This window comes from Dactylosporangium sp. NPDC051541 (assembly GCF_044454505.1).
Classification (GTDB): Bacteria; Actinomycetota; Actinomycetes; order Mycobacteriales; family Micromonosporaceae; genus Dactylosporangium.
Genome location: NZ_JBITDU010000030.1, coordinates 30406 through 49238 on the forward strand (window position 1 = coordinate 30406; position 18833 = coordinate 49238).

Consider the following 18833-nt stretch of genomic DNA (forward strand, 5'->3'; position numbering starts at 1 on the left):
ACAAGCGCCGAACACCACAGAACAGAGGCTGATCAACCGGCCACGACGACCAAACAGCTGCGGCGTGTTGGGTCCCGTTGGGTCCGACGCTCCGGTCGGCGACCGGACCAGGCCCGCCGCCGGCGCCCTTTGAAGACGCGAACACGATTCCCGGCGCGGGGAGCCACCATCCGATGACCCGACCTGCCACCACGCAGCCGTCAGACGACGCTGCATCGCCCGACCCCGCCTACGGCAGCGCCGTCTGGCGCCTTGACGAGCACCCGTACTCGGCCGACGCCGACGACGGCTTCATCGACCGCCTCACCAGGCGACTGCTGCAGGTGTACACCACCCGCGGCGACACCATCGTCGACTTCGACGACGACCCGACCCTGCAACGGGCGGCCATCGCCACCGGCCGCGGCTACTGCGCCATCACCACCGGCGCCGACATCGCCACCCTCGACGCCATCACCGACCAGGTCAGCCTCATCGCCGTCCGCTGGCCCCGCCACCCCAGCCCGGACAGCGCCGCCGTCGCCGACCTGTTCCAGGCCTGCCGGTACCTCGCCACCGGCCACGACGCCGTCATTGTCGTGATCAACCCAGTCCCGGCGGCCGATAACGGCGATGCACCGGCGGCCGAGCTCACGGCCCAACACCGGCACGAGCTGCTGATTGCCGCCGACGCGGCCGGTCTGGCCTACCTGCAACACCTCGCCGCTGTCCGCACCCCCGGTGACCCGGACACCTTCCAGTACCTGCCGCCGCGTGTCGAACAGCCCGAGCCGTCGCCGTGGGGCGAACTGTTGGTCTTCGGCCCGCTCGACGACCGCTGATGAAGACGACCACTGCGGAGATGCCTGAGGGCCTCCGCAGTGGTCGCCCTGTCAGGCCGCTGTTGGGCTGATTCCACCAGCTGTGAGGCGCTGTCATCGGACATCGGCAGCGTGACAGCCGGCGAACCGGCCGCTGTTGGTCGCCGTTGGCCGCTGTTGGGGTAGGGTCGGCTCGCCAACCCAAACCCGTCAGCCGCTGTTGGGTACGGTCGAGACATCCGTGAGGCCGGTGTCAGCTGTTGTCAGCCGAGCCCGGCGCAGGACGGCGTCGAGTTCGTCGCGAAGCCTGGTGGCCTGTGCGAGGGTCAGGTCGTGGGTCGTACACGCCCGCCGGAGCGTCACAAATGACAGCCCGACGAGACTGCTCGTCCGCCTGCCGGCGAGCGCGACGTTGACGCCGCAGCCCGCTCGCTCGTCGAAGGGCACCATACACGCGGGACCGGCAGCACCCACCAGGCGAAGATGCGAGGCGGTCTGGCACGCATCGCGGACGAGCTCAGCGAAACGCAGCGCGGTGTCCGCGATCTGTTCCGCTGCGGCGATGACCTCGACTGGACTGGCCGCCCCGGCCTCGAGGCACACCGTGGTGTCAGCATCGACGAGGACCAGGAGCGGATCCCCGTCGTCCTGGCCGAGGTACGCGCTGGTACGGGACAGGTACAGGTCGGCGTCTGCCTGCGGCGCGTCGGGCAGGCAGTGGATCCTCGCGGTCATGTTGCTGGTCGTCATTTGATGGTTCTCCATGTCAAGGCCGGTTCGGGCGGGTTCGCCCGGCCAGCGGTCGAAGCCCGGCCGTCGCCGAACGAGTCGACCGGCGGCCGGTCGACATGCTTGGCTGCGGTCGTCGGGGTAGGGGTACGGCGAGGCAGTCGCCGAGACCGGGTAAAGGTCGCTTCGGCACGGCGTCTGGATGACCAACAAGGCCACGGACGTCCGCAGCCACACGACTTCCGAAGCAATCGACGGCACAGCGGTTGCAATCGATGACCGGTTGCGCAGCGTCAAAGATGACTGCGGCTGCCACACGTGCCGTGGTTGTCATGATTTGTCCCGTCACTTTGCAATCACGGTCAAGGCTTTGACCAACTTGAGATTCGGTGCCGCCACGCTTGCGGTCCAGGACGGGAACACCGCTGAGCGAAGCTTGGCCTACCATCAGCAGCCGGAGCAACAACCTGAATGGAGATTCTCCAAACGGGGCTGCACTTGTTCCGTTTGGGGCAGCGCGAGTGTCTCGTCAGAGACAGATCGAGCGCCATCCTGGAGAAGGAGGTGCACGTGGTAGGCAGCGCAACGAAGGGTGGGACGACGTTCCCGGCCCGCCGGCTCGGGGCCTTCCTGCGCCAGCTCCGCGAGGAGTCGGCGAACACGGTCGCCGGTGCGGCTGCGGCCATGGAATGGGGCCGCAATAAGCTGTACAAGGTCGAGGCCGGCCACACCGTCCTGAAGGGACACGAGCTGGTCAGCCTGTGCGCGGTGTACGGCGTCACCCATGTAACGAACCGCGACACCCTCGAAGCGCTTCTGGCATTGCTGTCCGAGGCGAAGGAGAAGGGCTACTACCATGCCTACGGCGACGTCATACCGGAATGGTTCGAGCTGTACGTCGACCTCGAACGCGCCGCAAGCCGTCTCCGCATGTACTGCCCTTTGCTCGTCCCGGGCCTGCTGCAGACTCGCGAATACGCAGCGGAGATCGTCGGTCAGAAGCCGGGAAGACCGGCTGCTGTGACCGAGCAGATCGTCAACCTGCGTCTCGAACGCCAGAAGCTCCTCCGCAGGCGAGTGCCGAAAGCGCCGAAGCTCAGCGTGATTGTCGAAGAAAGCGCTCTGCGTCGGCCGCTACCGAATGGCGCTTCGAACGTCCAAATCCAGCGGCTGCTGACGGCGAGCGAGTCTTCCAACATCATTATTCGCGTGATTCCGGCCTCGACCGGTCCGCACCGGACGCTCGTTGCCGGTGAATTCGTCATTCTAGACTTCGCGATGGATGGCGGTCGACCGGCCGATCCTGCCACGATCTACCTGGAGTCGTTAACCGGGGCCCTCTACCTCGACAAGCCCACTGTAGTGGACGAGTACGTAAGTGCTTGGATAGCGCTCGAAGCTCGTGCATGGGATGAGGAATCGTCGCGTCACCTAATGAGTCAGATGATTGAGGAGACCGTTGATGCTTGACCTGACCGGTGCGAACTGGCACACGAGCCCTCGCAGCGGCGATTCTGGCAACTGCGTCGAAGTAGCTTGTGTGGTGCCCGAAGCGCCGGGCATCGTCGCTGTCCGGGACAGCAAGGACCGCGGTGGTGCGGTGGTGGTAATTGCTGATTCCGAATGGGCGGCATTTATCGCGGAGGTTAAAGCCAGCACATTCGATTTGTGAGTAGTAGCGGGGCAGCTGGCCGTGTTGGGAGCCGTCGCCGATTGCGTGTCGAAGAAGAGTCGACCGTGACCGGCTGGCTGGAGGGCACTCAGCCGGCTCGACCTCTCGACCGCAGAGCTTTAACACCCCGCGCGAGATCTCCAACTTGAGTATGCCTACGCGAACGCCGTCGAAGCGTGGACCTTGACGACTGATCAGGCCTTCCGATCCGTGGCCCCACCTACCAACGAGTTTCTCGGGCAAGCGAAGCAGTGATCATAAGGTCGCCTATCCAGATGCGTTGCGGCGTACTGAGGGCGACCAGATCGCGGGGCTGTAGTACGCCACGCATATCACCGGCCGATGACGGGTCCTCGTCGCGCACATGAAATGGAAAGGATCCTCCGTGTCAGATGAGGCCGAGCACGCCGCACAGGCGGTTGCCGTCTTCGGGTTCGAGCTCGGACTGCTGAAACGAATCCGCCGATCTGGATGGTGGCATGTGGGTGTGCGGGACCCTGAGTCGGTGGCCGAGCATACGATGCGCACCGCACAGTTGGCTGCGCTACTCGCAGCAGAGGAAGGCGGGGATCCAGCGCGTGCCGCGTTGCTGGCGCTGTTTCACGACAGCCAGGAAACCCGGACCGGCGACCTGCCGCACACGGCGGCGGCCTATCTGAGCAAGCCGGAGCCGCGTCAGATCACTGCGGACCAGACGGCGCGACTGCCCGAGCCCAGCCGCGATGCCGTCCGTGGTGCCGTCGATGAGTACGAGACGCGGCAAACCCTGGAAGCGCAGTGTGCCAAGGACGCCGACAAACTCGAGATGCTGCTCCAGGCGCTTGAATATCGCGATATAGGCGTCCAGCGGATTGATGGCTGGCTCGAATCGGCTCGCGACGGCCTCACGACCGCCACTGCCCGCCGCGTCGCCGACGCGGCCGTGAAAGTCTCGCCGCTGGCCTGGCGCGACCGATAGCGACGGTCCCGGCATCGGCGTTTTACTCTCTGATTGCCACACCCGCTCTACCTGTGCCGCCGCCCGATAGGGCTCTACCTCCGCGACTCAGCCCCGCGCTCCTTGATCCGCTGGCGGAGTGTTGCTCGATGTTCATGGGGCTGATGCCGACCGCAGCGACCCCCGCTCAGCTCGGCGAGCACCCCCGACGAACTGCCCGGCCACCGTATCGGCCGGCTTGGGGCTCGATGACTACGGCAGCCCTGCGGGTGCAGATTTGTATACAGGTATTTTTATACCACACCGGCTGATCTTCCGGTCGGACGTCCGGTTGTTCTTCGTGGTGAGGCGGGTCGATGCGTTCGAGACTCGGTGGGCGCACGGGCGCACCGGCCGGGGGAGGGTACCGGCCGGCGACACGAGGGGGAGATATATGACCACGACGGAGACGACGGAGCGGGGCGTGGCGGCGAGGGTGCGCCGCCGGCTCGGCCTGGCCGCCGCGGGCCTGGCGGTAATCGGGGGCATGCTTGCGCTGGCGCCGACCGCAGCGTCGGCCTCACCCGGGCAGAAGTGCTCGCTGCCGACCTGGGGCGGCAGCTACCTCTGCGACTACGGCGTCCTGAGCTCGCAGATCACGTCCAGCATCCAGGAGGTGTTCGTCATCGGCCCCGACTTCGCGGTCTGGACACGGTGGCGCAACGGCGGCACGTACAGCGCCTGGACCAGCATGGGCGGGCAGATCCTCCACGACTACGACTCCGCGGACTGGGACCGTTGGAACTGCGGCGGCGGGTCGGTGATCCTCAACGTGGTCGGCACCAACGGCTACTGGTACTACAACCAGCGCGGCACGGGGGCCAGCGGGCGGTGGAGCGGCTGGCACCAGGGCTACCTCGTCTGCACCTGACGGGCTGCCCCGTCCGCGGCAGTGTCGCCGCGGACGGGGCGCCGCTCTACTGCCCGCCGAGCCGGTGCAGCTTCGCGCGGATGTCCGCGGCGGCCGGGTGCCCGAACTCGGCGTAGATGTGCAGGGCCTGCCGCCAGGCCCGCCCGGCCGCCGCGGCGTCGCCGTCGTCGAGCATCGCGGCGGCCGCGTCGTCGAGCGTGGCCGCCTCCCGGTACCGGTTGCCCAGCTGCTGGTACGTCGCGGCGGAGCGCTCGAGGTGTCCGCGGCCAACGCCCGGCCGGCCCGCGCGATGCTCCGAGTAGCCCAGCGTGCGCAGGGCGGCGGCGACCACGTACGACAGCCCGGTGCTCGCCTCGACCACCGCACGGCTGTGCTGGATCGCCTCGTCGTAGGCTCCGAGCAGCGCATACTGCCAGGCGATCGTGTTCAGCGGCCCCAGCCGCAGCTCGGACCGGTCGTCGCCGAGCTCGGCCAGGGCGCGCCGGGCCTCGGCGATGGCCTCGTGGTGGCGGTGCTCCTGCTCGTAGACCCGGCCGGCCGCCAGGCGCACGGTCAGCGCGGCGCCGGTGTCGCCGGCGCCCAGGGCGGTGTCGAGCGCGCGTCGCAGTTGCTCGTGCGCCCCTTCGCAGTCGCCGCCCAGCATCTGCGCCTGCGCCAGCACGAGGCGGCACTGGACCAGCGCCGGTGGCCGGCCGAGCCGCTCGGCGGCCTCCACGCCGGTCAGCATCACCCGCTGCTGCTCCGCCCAGCCGCCGACGAGCTGCAGGTACCTCCCGGTCGCGGCCGCGAGCGCCACCGTGGGCCAGTCGGCGCCCGCCTCGGCGGCCAGCAGCACGAGCCCGCCAAGCGCCGGCCGCTCGGCCGCGAACCAGGCCAGGGCGGCGGCCCGGTCCGCGAAGGCCTCGGCGACGGGCTCGCACCGGTCGTCCTCCGGCGCCTCGAGCAGGCCGGTCGTCCAGACCCGGGCGGCCGCCGCCTGGGCGACGGCGGCGTAGTACCGCAGCAGCCGGGCGACGGCGTCCGCGCGCCGCAGTGGGGGCTCCTCCGCGTCGGCGAGCTCGGCGGCGTATGCCCGGAGCAGGTCGTGCAGGCCAAACCGACCGGCCGGCTCCTCGGTGATGAGATGCCCGCGCAGGAGTTCGGCGAGGGCGGACCGCGCCGCCGCCGGCTCCAGCGCCGCCAGCCGTCCGGCCGCCGCCGCGCCGAGGTGCGGCCCGGGGTGCAGCCCGAGCAGCCGGAACAGGCGCCGCGCCGGCCCGTGCAGCGCCCGGTACGAGGAGGAGAACACCGCCCGCACATCAGTGGCCGGGTCGCCGCCGTCGATGCCGTCGAGCCCGCGCGGTGTCCCTCGCAGCTCATCCGCGAGCGCCGAGAGCGCCAGCGTGGGATGGGTGGCGGCCCGGGCGGCGACCACGCCGAGGGCCAGCGGCAGCCGGGCGCACCGCCGCACGATCTCCTCGACCGCGGGCGCCTCCGCCGCCGCCCGCGACGCACCGATCCGCGCGATGAGCATCCGCCGCGCCGCGGCGTCGTCGAGGACCCCGAGCACGAGCGGCCGCGCACCGTGGCTGGCGACCAGGCCGGTCAGCCGGTGCCGGCTGGTGACCACCACCAGACAGCCGGCCGAGCCGGGCAGCAGCGGCCGGACCTGTTCGACGTCCCGCGCGTTGTCCAGCAGGACGAGCATCCGGCGGCCGTCGAGGAGGCTGCGGTACAGCGCCGCCTGTTCGTCAAGCGTGGCCGGCGTATGCCCCGGCCCCGCCCCGAGCGCGTCCAGGAAGGCGCGCAGCACCACGGCCGGGTCCGCCGGTGGCCCCGCCGGCCCGAACCCGCGCAGGTCGGCGTGCAGCTGCCCGTCGGGAAACGCGTCGCGAGCCCGGTGCGCCCAGTGCACCGCCAGCGCCGTCTTGCCGACGCCGGCCGTGCCGGAGACGGCGGCGATCGGCAGGCCGCCGGCCGGTTCGAGCAGACCGTCCAGCGCCGCGAGCTCGGCCTCGCGGCCGACGAGCTCGCCGATGCCGGGCGGGAGCTGCGCCGGCCGCACCGCGACCTGACCCGCCGGCGGCGGCACCGGGCCGCGGTCGTCCCAGTACTCCTCGCGGGCCAGCGCCTCGAACGCCGCCAGCTCGTCGCCGGCGAGCTCGAGCGCCCGCCCGATCAGCCGGGCCGACTCCGGGCGCGGGTAGCGGACCCGGCCCCGCTCGATCGCGCTGACGGACCGGACGCTCAGCCCGGCGCGCTCGGCCAGCTGCTCCTGCGTCATGCGGAGTGAGAGCCGCCGATCGCGCACGGCCGGCCCGAACGGACCGGCGCCTGGCTCGGACACGCGCCCCAGAATGGCACAGTGCGTTCTCGAACCACCACAGTCACCTCCGCCCGGTGACCCGCGGTGCGAGACAAATCTCTCTGAACTGCGGCTTTACCAACTGGAGAGCCGCCATGAGCCGTGGTTCTTCCGTGACGGGAGCCAGATCCGGTACCGGCGGTGCGCCTGAGGAGACTCGCCGCCCGGTCGACCGCGCCGCCGCTCGAGGCGCACCCGTCAGCGAGGTGGGAGACGGTGAATGGTGGCGGCGGCTTCGGACACGCGCGTGACTCGCAGAGCGTACAGGCCTGCGGGGATCGTGCTCGTGTCGAGTGTCAGGCGGCCTTCGTCCACGGTGCTCTGCCGCAGCGGCTCTCCGGCCGGCGACAGCAGCTCCAGGCGTACACCGTCCACCGCGCCGCCGAACGCGATCTCGGAGTCGCCGACGTGGATGCCGTACACCTGCATCGGGTCGTCCACGAGATATGGCGCGGGATCGATCCACCAGTGCGGGATGAGCCGCGGCACCTGCCGAGGACCGAGCAGCGCACCGTCGTTCGTCGCCATCGCCGTTGTCAGCCGATAGCGCGTCGGCTGCTGGCCATTGACGCGAAGGTAATAGTGCGTTGCGGGCTCCAGTGCCTGCGACCAGTCGAGCGTACGCGACCAGATCTTGAGTTCCTTCCGGGCCGAGTCGTACAGGTGCACGTCAACCGGGAAGTCGGCGAAGTCGGCGGTCACCCGCGGGTGCGACAGCGCCACTGACGGCCCCGTGTCCAGGCGGTAGTAGTCCTGGTTCACGTCGCCGAACACGTTCGCGTGCAGCGTCGCCTCGTAGGAGCCGGGCGCCCACGAGATCAGGGTCGCCTTGCCGGAGAACCGCATGATGGCCGCGTTGTCGAAGGAGTCGTTGGCCTCGAACCGGTCCGGCCTGAGCGGCGCCGGAGTGGTCTTCACCGCCAGCGCGTATGCCGTCATCCCGGGTCCGTCGACCCGGATCCGGTACTGCCCTGGCGCCAGTACACCGTTGAGGCGCACCGCGCCGGGCGTACCGGTCCAGGTGAGGAGTTTGTCCGGGGTACGGCTGGTACGCGCCACCGGCTCCACAGCGATCTTGAGGTTCACGAGCATCTGGTAGTAGTCGAGCGAGATCGCGACGTTGGAGAACTGCCCGAGCGTGAAGGTCCAGTAGTCGACGTCGTTGCTCGCCGAGATGGCGGTGAACGGGTTGATGGTGCTGGGTACCAGCGTCCCGTCCGGCTGGGAGATCAGCGCGCGGGCGCTGCCCGGAGTGTTGTTCGGCTCGCCGCTGTCCGCGATGTGGTAGCCAACAGCCTTGCCCAGGGCGGCGTACGCGTCCAGGCACCTGGTCGCCGCACTCTCGCCCACCCATGCGGTGTCGAGCAGGATCTGGCGTACCTGCTGGGAGGTCAGGGCCGGGTTGGCCCAGCGCATCATGGCCGCGACGCCGGCGACGACCGGTGAGGCGACGGAGGTTCCGTCCTCGGTGTGGTTGGACGGGACGTCGCCGTCCGGCGGCACGGGAATGCCGACACCGGGCGCCCACAGGTTGACCGACGGTCCGTAGTTCGAGAAGCCCGCCGGCTTCACGCCGTTCGCATCGAGCGCGCCGACCGCGAGCACACCCGGCGTCCGCGTGGCGGGGCGCGGGTTGTCCTCGTACGGCAGATTGTGGTTGTCGTTGCCGGCCGCGGCGACCATGACGACGCCGTTGTCGGCGGCGAACTGGAAGACCGAGTCCCACGAGCCGTGGCCGAAGAGGATCTCCGGCGTGTAGGTGAACTCGATGCTCATGTTCAGTACGTCGATGCCCCACGCCGCGCACGTCTTGGCGCAGTACATGAGCTGGGCGGCCGAGATGTTCGTCCGGAACAGGTACGGCAGGGCGGTGTCACCGGCCGCACCGGCGATGCCGGTCTTGTTGTTGACGATGCCGGCCGCGACCGAGGCGACCGCGTTGCCGTGCCAGGGGCAGACCGAGCCGCCCGAGCATTTGTTCGGGTTGCGGCCGCCGACCGTGCCGTTGACGTTCTTCTGGTCGATTTGGAGCATCGCGGCGAACTCGCTCATCAGATCCATCTGCATGACGCCGGTGCCCAGATCGGACGGCTGCCCGCGGGGTACGCCGTACTCGTCGAGCCAGAAGCCGCCGTCGCAGACGGCCAGGATCACCATCGGGCCGCGGCCGCGTATCCGGCGGATCGAGTCGGCCAGCAGCCACGCCTGCGGCAGGCGTACGCGGCGGGCGTTGGTCGTCCACCATTGGACCGGGTCGAACCCCGGCGCCTCCGTGATCGGCGCGAGCGGCATCGCGCACGTAGTGCCGACAATGTTCAGGCCGACGGTCGGGCGATCGGAGTACCGGGCGGCCAGCGCGGCCATCCGCATCGCGCGCTCGGAGCTGGCCGCGATCTCACCGCGCTCGGGCGTGTGCCGGGCGTACGCCTCGGCCAGCTCGCGAGCGGCGCCGTCCAGCCGGGGCGGGTCGGCGAACCGCAGGCGAACCACGCCGGGCATCTCGTCGAACGAGCGGATCCGGCGATGGCGAGCGATGGCGGCAATGGCCGGAGGCGGGGGTGGCACGGGCGGTTCGGGCAGCACCTCGGCGCCGAAGTCGGCGACCAGTTCGGCGATGCTGTCGCGATCGGACGTATCGACCAGCATCTCGTCGGCGACGAAGTACGCCGCCCGCCGGGGGTCGGGCCCGACCGCGCCCAGCTCCTCGGGGTGGCCCTGGGCATACCACTGGGCCCAATGCTCCAGCTGCTCCGACACCGCTACGCGTACATCGTCCACACTTCGATGATTGCTGTACACGGCTCCGAGCGGGTCCCTCTTCCACCGACAGACGCCTGATTGACGATATTGCGACACTGCATATCGACGACTTCGACCGTTCGGCCGGCCGGTACGTCGAGTCGGCGAGTTTCGCGACCACGCAGGGTCGAGCCTTGCGGCCGGCCCAATGGGGTTCCCCTGCTACAACCCGAAGGCTCCGCCCTCGACGAGGATGAGCAGGCCGATGCCGATGAGGACGATCGGCATCAGCATGTGTCCCCACCGGCCGAGCGCTCTGGCGATCACCGGACGGGTGGCGAGGTACCGGCCGGCGGCGATCCAGACGGCGACCAGGACGAGGAAGACGACGACGTAGATGCTCATGCCGCCGATGCCGGCGGTGGCGAACACCGGGACGTACACGCCGATGTTGTCGCCGCCGTTGGCGAAGGTGACAGTGGCAACCTCGAGGATCTTCGGGCCGTCCTGCTCGGCCTCCGCTTCGTCGTCGGTGCCGCCGCGGTGTCGCCATGCCTGGACCGCGGCCTTGATGCCCAGGCCGAGCGGGAGGAGCCCGAGGTACGGGATGACGCTCTCCGGTAGGAACGTCGCACCGAACGCGGCGGCCACGGCGGTGGCCAGGATCGCGGCGAAGCCGAGGTACTGACCGATGGCGATGTTCCTCGTCGCGCCTTTGTGCCCGGCGCCTTGGGCGAAGAACAGGGCGAGGATCAGGATGTCGTCGATGTTGGTGACCGCGAACAGGCCGGCCGCCGGCCCGATGGTGCCTGCGCTCACGAGTGCGGCCCCGCAACTGCGGTCCGCTCCGCGTGCTTTTCCGTGTGGAGGACGTGATGGGCGAGTTGGCGGTAGTAGGCGACGCCGGCGGTGAGGATGTCGTCGTTGAACGTGTAGTCGTGGCTGTGCAGCGGTGTTCCGCCTGCGCCGGGAGCGGTGCCGTTGCCGATGAGGGCCAGGCAGGCCGGGACGTGGGTGGCCAGGACGCCGAAGTCCTCGCTGGCCATGATGGGGTCGGCGGCGAGCTGGACGTGGTCTTCGCCGAGTGCGTGAGCTGCGGCCTCGCCGGCGATGGCCACACATTCGTCGTCGTTGACGGTGGGTGCGAATTCGTGGGTGTAGGTGATCTCCGCCGTGGCGCCGTGTGCGGCGGCGATACCGGTGCCGATGTCGCGGATGCGTCGTTCCAGCAGCGCCTGGACGGAGGGGCTGAAGCTGCGGGTGTCGCCGGTGATGGTGACGTGGCTCGGGATGGCGTTGCGTGCTCCGTCGGTGCGCAGGTCGGTGCAGGACAGCACGGCGGCGTGGAGGGGGTCGACGCTGCGGGCGACGATCTGCTGCAGGGCCAGGAGGATCTCGGCGCCGATGACCAGCGGGTCGACGACGAGGTGGGGGGCGGAGGCGTGCCCGCCGCGGCCGGTGATGTGGATGGTGAAGTTGTCCTCGCTGGCCATCATGGGTCCGGGACGGGTCAGCAGGTGTCCGGCCGGCGAGCCGGGATGATTGTGCAGCGCGAAGAGCCGATCCACCGGGAACCGCTCGAAGAGGCCGTCGTCGAGCATGGCTTGCGCGCCACGGCCCGGTTCCTCGGCCGGTTGCAGGATGATCCGGACGGTACCGTCGAATCCGCCCTCCTCGGCCAGGACCGCGGCCGCTCCCAGCACCATGGCCAGGTGCCCGTCGTGGCCGCAGGCGTGCATCGTGCCGGGATGCTCGGACGCGTAGGCCAGGCCGCTGTGTTCCTCGATCGGCAGCGCGTCCAGCTCTGACCGGAACCCGATGGCGCGGCCCGGACGACCGCGGGTCAGTGAGGCCACGACCCCGGTACCGCCGACTCCGGCGACGACCTGGAACCCCAGATCCCGCAGCGTGGCGGCGACGTACCGGCTGGTCGCGTGCTCGTTGAACGCCGTCTCGGGGATCCGGTGCAGGTCGTGTCTCCAGCTGCGCAGGCGGGCAGCGAGCCGGGCCGGCCCGGCGAGACCGGTGGTGCTCACGGCTGCTGGGCCAGGCGGAGGACGGCGTTGGCGAGGACGTCGGTGCCATTGCCGCAGGCGTCGGGGTTGGAGTATTCCCGCGGGGTGTGGCTGATGCCGCCGTGTTCGCCGGCGACGAAGACCATGGCGGTGGGGCAGATGGCGGCGATCTCCTGCGCGTCGTGCCCGGCACCGGACATGGCTCGGACGTAGGGCAGGCCGAGGTCGTCGGCGGTGGCGGCGAGGACGTCCTGGATGGCGGCGTCGAACGGGACGACGGCGGTCTTGGCCATCCGCTCCCAGGTCGTCGTGACGCCGTGCGCTTGGGCGAGCGCTTCGACGTAGTCGGCGAGGTGCTGTTCGGCGGCGGTCATGAGCTTGTCGTCGGGGTTGCGCAGGTCGACGGTGATGGTGGCCCGGTGTGGGATAACGTTGGTCTGGCCGGCGCCGATGTCGAAGGTGCCGACGGTGGCGCGGAGCCGGCCGAATTCGCCGCTGTCGCACATCCGGCGCAGCTCGACCACGACGGCGGCGGCGACGAGGCCGGCGTCGTGGCGGGACTCGATCGGTGTGGTGCCGGCGTGTGCCGCTTCCCCGGCGACGATGAGCCGCTGCCAGGAGATCGACTGGACACCCTCGACGATGCCGACGTCGACCCCGGCGTCGGCGAGGAGCGGGCCCTGCTCGATGTGGCACTCGATGTAGGCGTAGGGGATGGGGCGTCGCTCGTGCGCGTCGCCGTCGAAGCCGATGCGGAGAAGCTCCTCCTCGACGGTCTTGCCGTCGGCGTCGGTCAGCTTGTGGGCCTGGTCGAGGGGGATGCGGCCGGCGGTGACGGCGGACCCGAGCATGTCGATGCCGAACCGGACGCCTTCCTCCTCGGTGAAGAACCCGACCTCGACGTCGCGGAGGGTCTCGACGCCGGCGTCGTTGAGGGTGCGCATCACTTCGATGCCGCCGAGGACGCCCAGCGTGCCGTCGAAGGCGCCGCCGGTGGCGACGGTGTCGATGTGCGAGCCCATGAGAACGCACGGCAGGGTCCGGTCACGGCCGGGTCGGGTGGCGTAGACGTTGCCGATCCGGTCGACCCGGACGTCCAGCCCGGCCTCGGTCATCCACTGCACGCAGCGGCGGCGGGCCTCGGCGTCGGCGTCGGTCAGCGCGAGCCGGCGTACGCCGCGTAGCCCGGTGGCCTCGTCGTCGTAGCCGCCGATCTCCTTGAGCTCCATCAGGGTGCGCCAGAGCCGTTCGCGGTTGATCCGGATGGTGCTGGTCATGACCGGTTCCCTTCGGTGCTGAGCAGGACCACGACGGCGTCGTCGGCCAGGTCGAGTGCGGTGCGGCGCTCGGGTACGGACAGGGCGGCCCGCACACCCGCGAGCGTCGCGGCTCCGCTGGGCCCTGACGAGACGCCCAGGCGGCCGAGGTCGGCGACGGCGCGCAGTGCCGCGGCGTCGCCGACGGCGACGGCCGCGTCGCACCCGTCGCGCAGCACCGGCCACGCTGAACTGGAGATGGTGCCGCAGTTGAGACCGGCCATGACCGTGGCCGCGGTCGCCACGGTAATGGGACGGCCGTTGCGCAGGCTGACCAGCAGACAGGCGGCCGTGTCGGGCTCGACCGTCAGCACAGCGGGGTGCGGGGTCCGGGGCCGGCGATAGTGGCGGACCACCGCCTCGGCCAGCGAGCCGACCCCGGCCGGGACGACGACCAGGTCGGGGGGCGTGTCCAGCTGCTCGTCGATCTCGTGGAGCAGCGTCTGGTAACCCTCGACGATCCAGGCTGGTACCTCGGTGTAGCCGTCCCAGGCCGTGTCCTGGACGAGGGCGCGGTCCGTGCCGCCCTGTGCATAGCCGGCGGCGGCGCGGACCGCTTCGTCGTAGTCACCCTCGACCTGGACGACCTGGGCGCCTTCGGCGGCGATGCGGTCCTTGGTCGCCTCGAGCATCACCTTGGGCGTGAACACCGTCGAAACCACGCCGAAGTGCGCGGCCATCCGGGCAACCGCCCGCCCGTGGTTGCCGTCGGTGGCCGTCACCAGCTCCGCCGCCGGGTGCCGCAGCAGGACCTGCCGGCAGGCCCACGAGGCGCCCAGGACCTTGAACGCCGGCAGGCCCAGCCGATGGGACTCGTCTTTGACCAGGACACGACCCACGCCGAGCTCGGCGGCGAGGGTCGGAAGATCGATCAGCGCCGTGGGTTCGTACCCGGGCAGCGAACGGTGAAAGTCCCGCGGCGCCGCCGTCGATCCGCTCGACGTCCAGCATCGCGCCTGCGCCGACACGAACCACGAAGTCATGAAACCCATCGTCGGTATCATCCTCTGTGCAGTCCAGCGGGAGATACTGGCGGCAACCGTGAAGGAAATCTGAAAGGTCACGATCGCTGTGCTCGACCTGCACCGGCTTCGTCTCCTGCGCGAGCTGCACCGCCGCGGCACGATCACGGCCGTCGCGCAGGCGCTGTCCTTCAGCCCGTCCGCCGTCTCCCAGCAGCTCGCCACCCTGGAGCGCGAGGCCGGCGTCGAGCTACTGCGGCCCGCAGGACGCCGGGTCCGGCTGACCGCACAAGGCGAACTGCTCGTCGAACACGCCGAGGTGCTCCTCGCCGAGATGGAACGCACCGAAAGCGCCCTGGCCCGCTCCCTGCACGAGACCGCTGGGACGCTGCGTGTCGCCGCATTCCAGACAGCCGTGCTCACCGTCATCCCACCCGCCGTCACACGCCTGCAGGTACAACATCCGAACCTGCGGGTCGAGGTCACCGAACTGGAACCCGACGTCGCCCTGCCCGCCCTGGTGGCCGGTGACTTCGACCTCGTGCTCGCCGAGGAGTACCCCGGACATCCGCTGCGCCAGCTCGCTGGGACCTCCCGCCGGGACCTGTTCACCGACGAGCTGTTCCTGGCCGTGCCGGACTCGTGGACCGGAGACGATCTGGCGGGTGTGGCGGAACGACCCTTCGCCATGGAGCCGGCCGCGAAGCCCGCCGGGCGATGGGCGCTGGCGACCTGCCGCGAAGCCGGTTTCGAGCCCGACGTCCGCTACACCAGTACCGATCTGCAGATCCACCTGCGCATGGTCGAGCAGCAACTGGCCGTCGCCCTCGTTCCCGAGCTCGCCGACGCGCGCAGCCGCCCCGGCATCACCCTCAACCCGCTCCTGGGCCGCCGGAAACGGACGGTGTTCACCGCTGTGCGAACCGGCGCCATCGACCGTCCAGCCAGCCAGGCATGCACCACGGCGCTCGCCGAGGTGCACCGGCACCTCCTGACGAACGCGAACTACTTGCTGCCCTGAGGCGGGCGCGGCCGGGTGGGGACCCCCGGCCTTTCTACGCCGGCGCGCTGGGCTCCCAGGTGAGGCTGTCCAGCGACGGCACCAGGCCGCCCGGGAACAGCGGCGCCTCCCGCACCGCGGCCTCGCCGAGCAGCGCCCGCATCTGCACCTGGGACCCCTCGTGCATGGCCTGCTTGACCACGGACGAGCGCAGCATCGCCGACGCGCCGCCGGGCTCGCCGCCGGCGACGTCCTCGACCGCGCTGGCCAGTTCGTCGGCCCGCTTGGTCAGGTGCTCCACCATGCTCTGGGCATCGCTCAGCGCGGTCTCGCCGGAGGCGACCCCGGCGACGAGCTCCACAAAGGACTCGAACTCGGTGTAGTGCTCGCTGCGGGTGATCCGCTTGGCCTCCCAGAAGTACGAGTCCTCGTCGCGGTTCATCTGGTAGAAGGACGTGAGGAACTCGTAGAAGACGCTGTACTCGCGCCGGTAGCGCGCCTCGAACTCGTGCAGCGCGGGCTCCTCGGCGACCGTGCCGGCCAGAATGCTGTTGATGGACCGGGCGGCCAGCAGCGCGCTGTAGGTGGCCAGGTGGACCCCGGAGGAGAACACGGGGTCGACGAAGCAGGCGGCGTCCCCGATCAGGATCAGGCCGGGCCGCCAGAAGCGGGTGTTGTGGTACGAGTAGTCCTTCCGCACGCGCAGCTTCCCGTACTGCCCGCTGGTCACCCGGGTAGCGTTCTCCAGCAGGTCGTCGATCATCGGGCATTCCTTGATCAACGCGTTCAGCGCCGTCTCCGGGTCGCCCTGTACCTTCTCGGCCATGCTGCGGTGCACGACCGCGCCGACGCTGGTCAGCGTGCTGCTCAGCGGGATGTACCAGAACCAGCCGCTGTCGAACGCGGCCGACACGATGTTGCCCGAGATCGGCTCGGGAAGGCGTTTGCCGCCCTCGAAGTAGCCGAACAGGGCCAGGCTGCGGAAGTACTGCGAGTACTCGCGCCGACCGCCGGTGTTCGGGTGCAGGCGGCTGGTGTTGCCGGAGGCGTCGACGACGAACCGGGCGGTGGCCCGGCCCTCGGTGCCGTCCGGGCCGGTGAACCGCACGCCCTGCACCCGCTCGCCCGCCTCGATGATGCCGGTGACGGTGTGGCCCTGTCGGACGTCCACGCCGAGCCGGACCGCGTTGTCCAGCAGGATCTTGTCGAACTTGGACCGCTCGACCTGGTAGGCGTACGACGTCGGGGAGGCGACCCGGGGCGACACGGCGAACGAGAACGTCCAGGCCTGCTTGCGCGCACCCCAGCGGAAGGTGCCGCCGCGCTTGACCGGGAAGCCGGCCGCGGCGAGCACGTCGGTGACGCCGAGCAGCCGGCACACGCCGTGGACGGTGGCCGGCAGCAGCGACTCGCCGATCTGGTACCGCGGGAAGACCTCGCGCTCCAGCAGCAGTACCCGGGCGCCCTTCATCCGCACCAGCGAGGCCAGGGTCGACCCGGCCGGCCCACCACCGACGACGATGACATCGAACTGCTCCGGCGCGGACACGTTCTCGGGCGCGGACACCTTCTCGGGCTCGGACACCGGTGAACCTCCGGGCGTAGGCGATGGCGGCCCGGCGATCGTGGCACCCGTCCTGGGGCCGGCGACATCGCGCGCCAGTTGCACGCCACTGGGGGCCCAACCGCTCCCCACCCGCCGGTGCCCGACTGGCGCCCGGCTGGCGGCGATCTGCCGCCGCGATCGCGATCCCTGGCCCAGGCCGCGGCCCCCGTGCGACGGTTGGCCACCACACGTCGCCGACGAGGGACGGTCATGTCTGACGAGCCACGCTTCCTGCGCCCGAACGCCATCATCGAGCCGCTGGTCGACCGGTTCTACGCCTGGCACCACACCGTAGCGCCGGTGCAGGCCGCGCTGAACCTGTCCGCGCTGCAGCTGCCGATGCTGGAGTCGTACCTGCAGTCGCCCCAGGTGCACGCGGCCGCGTGCGCCAACCCGGAGCTGCGCGGCGGGTACTTCGTGAACATCCCGGAGCGGCGGGCCGGTGAGGTGCGCGACCTGGTCGCCGCGATCAAGCGCGACCGGGCCCCGATGCTGCGCTTCGCCGAGGCGATCGGCGAGGCCGAGACGCTGCTGCAGCAAGAGGCGACCGGGTTCGACCTCACGCCGCTGTACCCGAAACTGCCCCCGGAGCTCAACGGCGCCGTCGAGCTGGCCTACGACACCGGCAACCAGGCCACGCTGCGCTTCATCGAGCCGGTCGCGTACCGCAGCCCGGCGTACCAGGAGGAACGCCAGTCGGTCCAGCTCTCGCTCGAGCCGGGCGTCGAGCGGCCGTTCATCCTCAGCACCCCGCGCCTGCCCTCGCCCGACGCGCTCGACCTCGACATCCCGTTCCGCCACGATGGGCTGCGCGAGCTGTTCGCCGCCCGCCTGAGCCCGACCACCGTCGGCCGGCTGCGGGAAGCCCTCGAGGTGCCCGACGACCGCGTGCCGGCGCTGGAGCGGCTGCTCACCGACGCACCCGGGCAGGCCGAGGACCGGCACATCGACGCCGGTGGCCGCATCCGGTACTTCGGCCACGCCTGCCTGGTGCTGCAGTCGCCCGAGGCCACGGTGGTCACCGACCCGTTCATCAACGCCGACACCAACGCGTCCGGCCGCTACCTGCTCAGCGACCTGCCCGACCACATCGACCTGGTGGTGATCACCCACGGCCACCAGGACCACATCGTGCTGGAGACGCTGCTGCAGCTGCGCGGGCGGGTCGGTGCGATCGTGGTGCCGCGCTCGTCGCGGGGCAACCTGTGCGACCCGTCGCTCGGGCTGTACCTGCGCCATCTCGGGCTGCCGGTGGCCGAGGTCGACGACTTCGACGAGGTGCCGTTCCCGGGCGGCAAGGTGACCGCGACGCCCTTCCTCGGCGAGCACGCCGACCTCGACATCCGGGGCAAGTCGACGTACTGGGTCGAGATCGCCGGCCGCAAGATCTTCGTCGGGGCCGACTCCTCCGGGATCGACCCGGCGCTCTACCGCTACATGCGGGCCGACCTCGGCCCGGCGGACATGGCCTTCCTCGGCATGGAGTGCGACGGCGCCCCGCTGACGTGGCTGTACCAGGCTCTGCTGACCCGGCCGGTGACGAAGAAGATGAGCGACTCGCGCAAGCTCTCGGGCTCCAACGCGGAGCAGGCCGGCGCGATCGTCACCGAGCTCGGCGCCGGCGAGGCCTACATCTACGCCATGGGTGAGGAGGACTGGCTGGGTCACGTCATGGCGACGAGTTATACCCCCGACTCGTACCAGCTCAAGCAGGTCGAGGCCTTCCTGGCCCGGTGTGCGGCGACAGGGGTCAAGGCCGAGCACCTGCTCGGCCAGCGTGAGTGGCGTTGGTAGCCGACTTTC

General features: G+C 70.3%; 15 protein-coding genes. 7 read left to right on the forward strand and 8 right to left on the reverse strand.

Going from position 1 to position 18833, the window contains the following annotated elements; translation table 11 throughout:
• The first annotated feature begins 173 nt into the window (after nucleotides 1-173).
• Nucleotides 174-821: a hypothetical protein gene (locus tag ACIA8L_RS54205; protein ID WP_395917802.1), complete on the forward strand. Its 648-nt coding sequence runs from the start codon at nucleotides 174-176 to the stop codon at nucleotides 819-821.
• A gap of 189 nt (nucleotides 822-1010) precedes the next feature.
• On the opposite strand, the gene ACIA8L_RS54210 is transcribed toward ACIA8L_RS54205, so the two are convergent.
• Nucleotides 1011-1550 carry a hypothetical protein gene (locus ACIA8L_RS54210; protein WP_395917803.1) on the reverse strand — a complete coding sequence of 180 codons (540 nt, stop codon included), beginning with the start codon at nucleotides 1548-1550 and terminating at the stop codon, nucleotides 1011-1013.
• A gap of 450 nt (nucleotides 1551-2000) precedes the next feature.
• Here ACIA8L_RS54210 and ACIA8L_RS54215 point away from each other — a divergent pair, with 450 nt between their 5' ends.
• From ACIA8L_RS54215 to ACIA8L_RS54230, 4 genes are all read left to right on the forward strand, one after another.
• Entirely contained in the window at nucleotides 2001-2999 is a 999-nt protein-coding gene (locus ACIA8L_RS54215; RefSeq protein WP_395917805.1) for a helix-turn-helix domain-containing protein, read from the forward strand.
• On the forward strand, nucleotides 2992-3201 hold the full coding sequence (locus ACIA8L_RS54220; RefSeq protein WP_395917807.1) for a DUF397 domain-containing protein: 210 nt from the start codon (nucleotides 2992-2994) through the stop codon (nucleotides 3199-3201). The genes ACIA8L_RS54215 and ACIA8L_RS54220 overlap by 8 nt, the downstream gene beginning before the upstream one ends.
• Before the next feature lie 385 nt (nucleotides 3202-3586).
• Nucleotides 3587-4159, forward strand: a complete 573-nt coding sequence (locus tag ACIA8L_RS54225; RefSeq protein ID WP_395917809.1) for an HD family hydrolase — start codon at nucleotides 3587-3589, stop codon at nucleotides 4157-4159.
• Nucleotides 4160-4571: 412 nt separating this feature from the next.
• Nucleotides 4572-5048 carry a hypothetical protein gene (locus ACIA8L_RS54230; RefSeq protein ID WP_395917811.1) on the forward strand — a complete coding sequence of 159 codons (477 nt, stop codon included), beginning with the start codon at nucleotides 4572-4574 and terminating at the stop codon, nucleotides 5046-5048.
• 46 nt (nucleotides 5049-5094) lie between these two features.
• Here the strand turns inward: ACIA8L_RS54230 and ACIA8L_RS54235 are convergent, their stop codons facing one another.
• From ACIA8L_RS54235 to ACIA8L_RS54260, 6 genes are all read right to left on the reverse strand, one after another.
• A complete protein-coding gene (locus ACIA8L_RS54235; protein ID WP_395917813.1) occupies nucleotides 5095-7374 on the reverse strand; it encodes an ATP-binding protein in 2280 nt (759 codons plus the stop codon).
• Between the two features lie 216 nt (nucleotides 7375-7590).
• Nucleotides 7591-10170 (reverse strand): S8 family peptidase, encoded by a 2580-nt coding sequence (locus tag ACIA8L_RS54240; RefSeq protein ID WP_395917814.1) that lies wholly within the window; start codon nucleotides 10168-10170, stop codon nucleotides 7591-7593.
• Nucleotides 10171-10353: 183 nt separating this feature from the next.
• The gene (locus ACIA8L_RS54245; protein WP_395917816.1) at nucleotides 10354-10950 is read right to left on the reverse strand and encodes a cadmium resistance transporter; all 597 of its coding nucleotides are present in this window, start codon (nucleotides 10948-10950) and stop codon (nucleotides 10354-10356) included.
• Nucleotides 10947-12167 carry an amidohydrolase gene (locus ACIA8L_RS54250; protein ID WP_395917818.1) on the reverse strand — a complete coding sequence of 407 codons (1221 nt, stop codon included), beginning with the start codon at nucleotides 12165-12167 and terminating at the stop codon, nucleotides 10947-10949. The genes ACIA8L_RS54245 and ACIA8L_RS54250 overlap by 4 nt, the downstream gene beginning before the upstream one ends.
• Nucleotides 12164-13423 carry a M20 family metallo-hydrolase gene (locus ACIA8L_RS54255; protein WP_395917820.1) on the reverse strand — a complete coding sequence of 420 codons (1260 nt, stop codon included), beginning with the start codon at nucleotides 13421-13423 and terminating at the stop codon, nucleotides 12164-12166. Before ACIA8L_RS54255 ends, ACIA8L_RS54250 begins: the two co-directional genes overlap by 4 nt.
• The gene (locus ACIA8L_RS54260) at nucleotides 13420-14445 is read right to left on the reverse strand and encodes a pyridoxal-phosphate dependent enzyme (protein WP_395917822.1); all 1026 of its coding nucleotides are present in this window, start codon (nucleotides 14443-14445) and stop codon (nucleotides 13420-13422) included. The genes ACIA8L_RS54255 and ACIA8L_RS54260 overlap by 4 nt, the downstream gene beginning before the upstream one ends.
• Nucleotides 14446-14533: 88 nt before the next feature.
• Here ACIA8L_RS54260 and ACIA8L_RS54265 point away from each other — a divergent pair, with 88 nt between their 5' ends.
• Complete coding sequence (locus ACIA8L_RS54265; protein WP_395917824.1) at nucleotides 14534-15445, forward strand: LysR substrate-binding domain-containing protein; 912 nt, start codon at nucleotides 14534-14536, stop codon at nucleotides 15443-15445.
• A gap of 34 nt (nucleotides 15446-15479) precedes the next feature.
• Here ACIA8L_RS54265 and ACIA8L_RS54270 read toward each other — a convergent pair whose 3' ends face one another.
• On the reverse strand, nucleotides 15480-17009 hold the full coding sequence (locus ACIA8L_RS54270) for a tryptophan 7-halogenase (RefSeq protein WP_395917826.1): 1530 nt from the start codon (nucleotides 17007-17009) through the stop codon (nucleotides 15480-15482).
• Between the two features lie 231 nt (nucleotides 17010-17240).
• On the opposite strand from ACIA8L_RS54270, the gene ACIA8L_RS54275 reads away from it, so the two are divergent.
• Nucleotides 17241-18824 carry an MBL fold metallo-hydrolase gene (locus tag ACIA8L_RS54275; RefSeq protein WP_395917827.1) on the forward strand — a complete coding sequence of 528 codons (1584 nt, stop codon included), beginning with the start codon at nucleotides 17241-17243 and terminating at the stop codon, nucleotides 18822-18824.
• Nucleotides 18825-18833 lie beyond the last annotated feature (9 nt).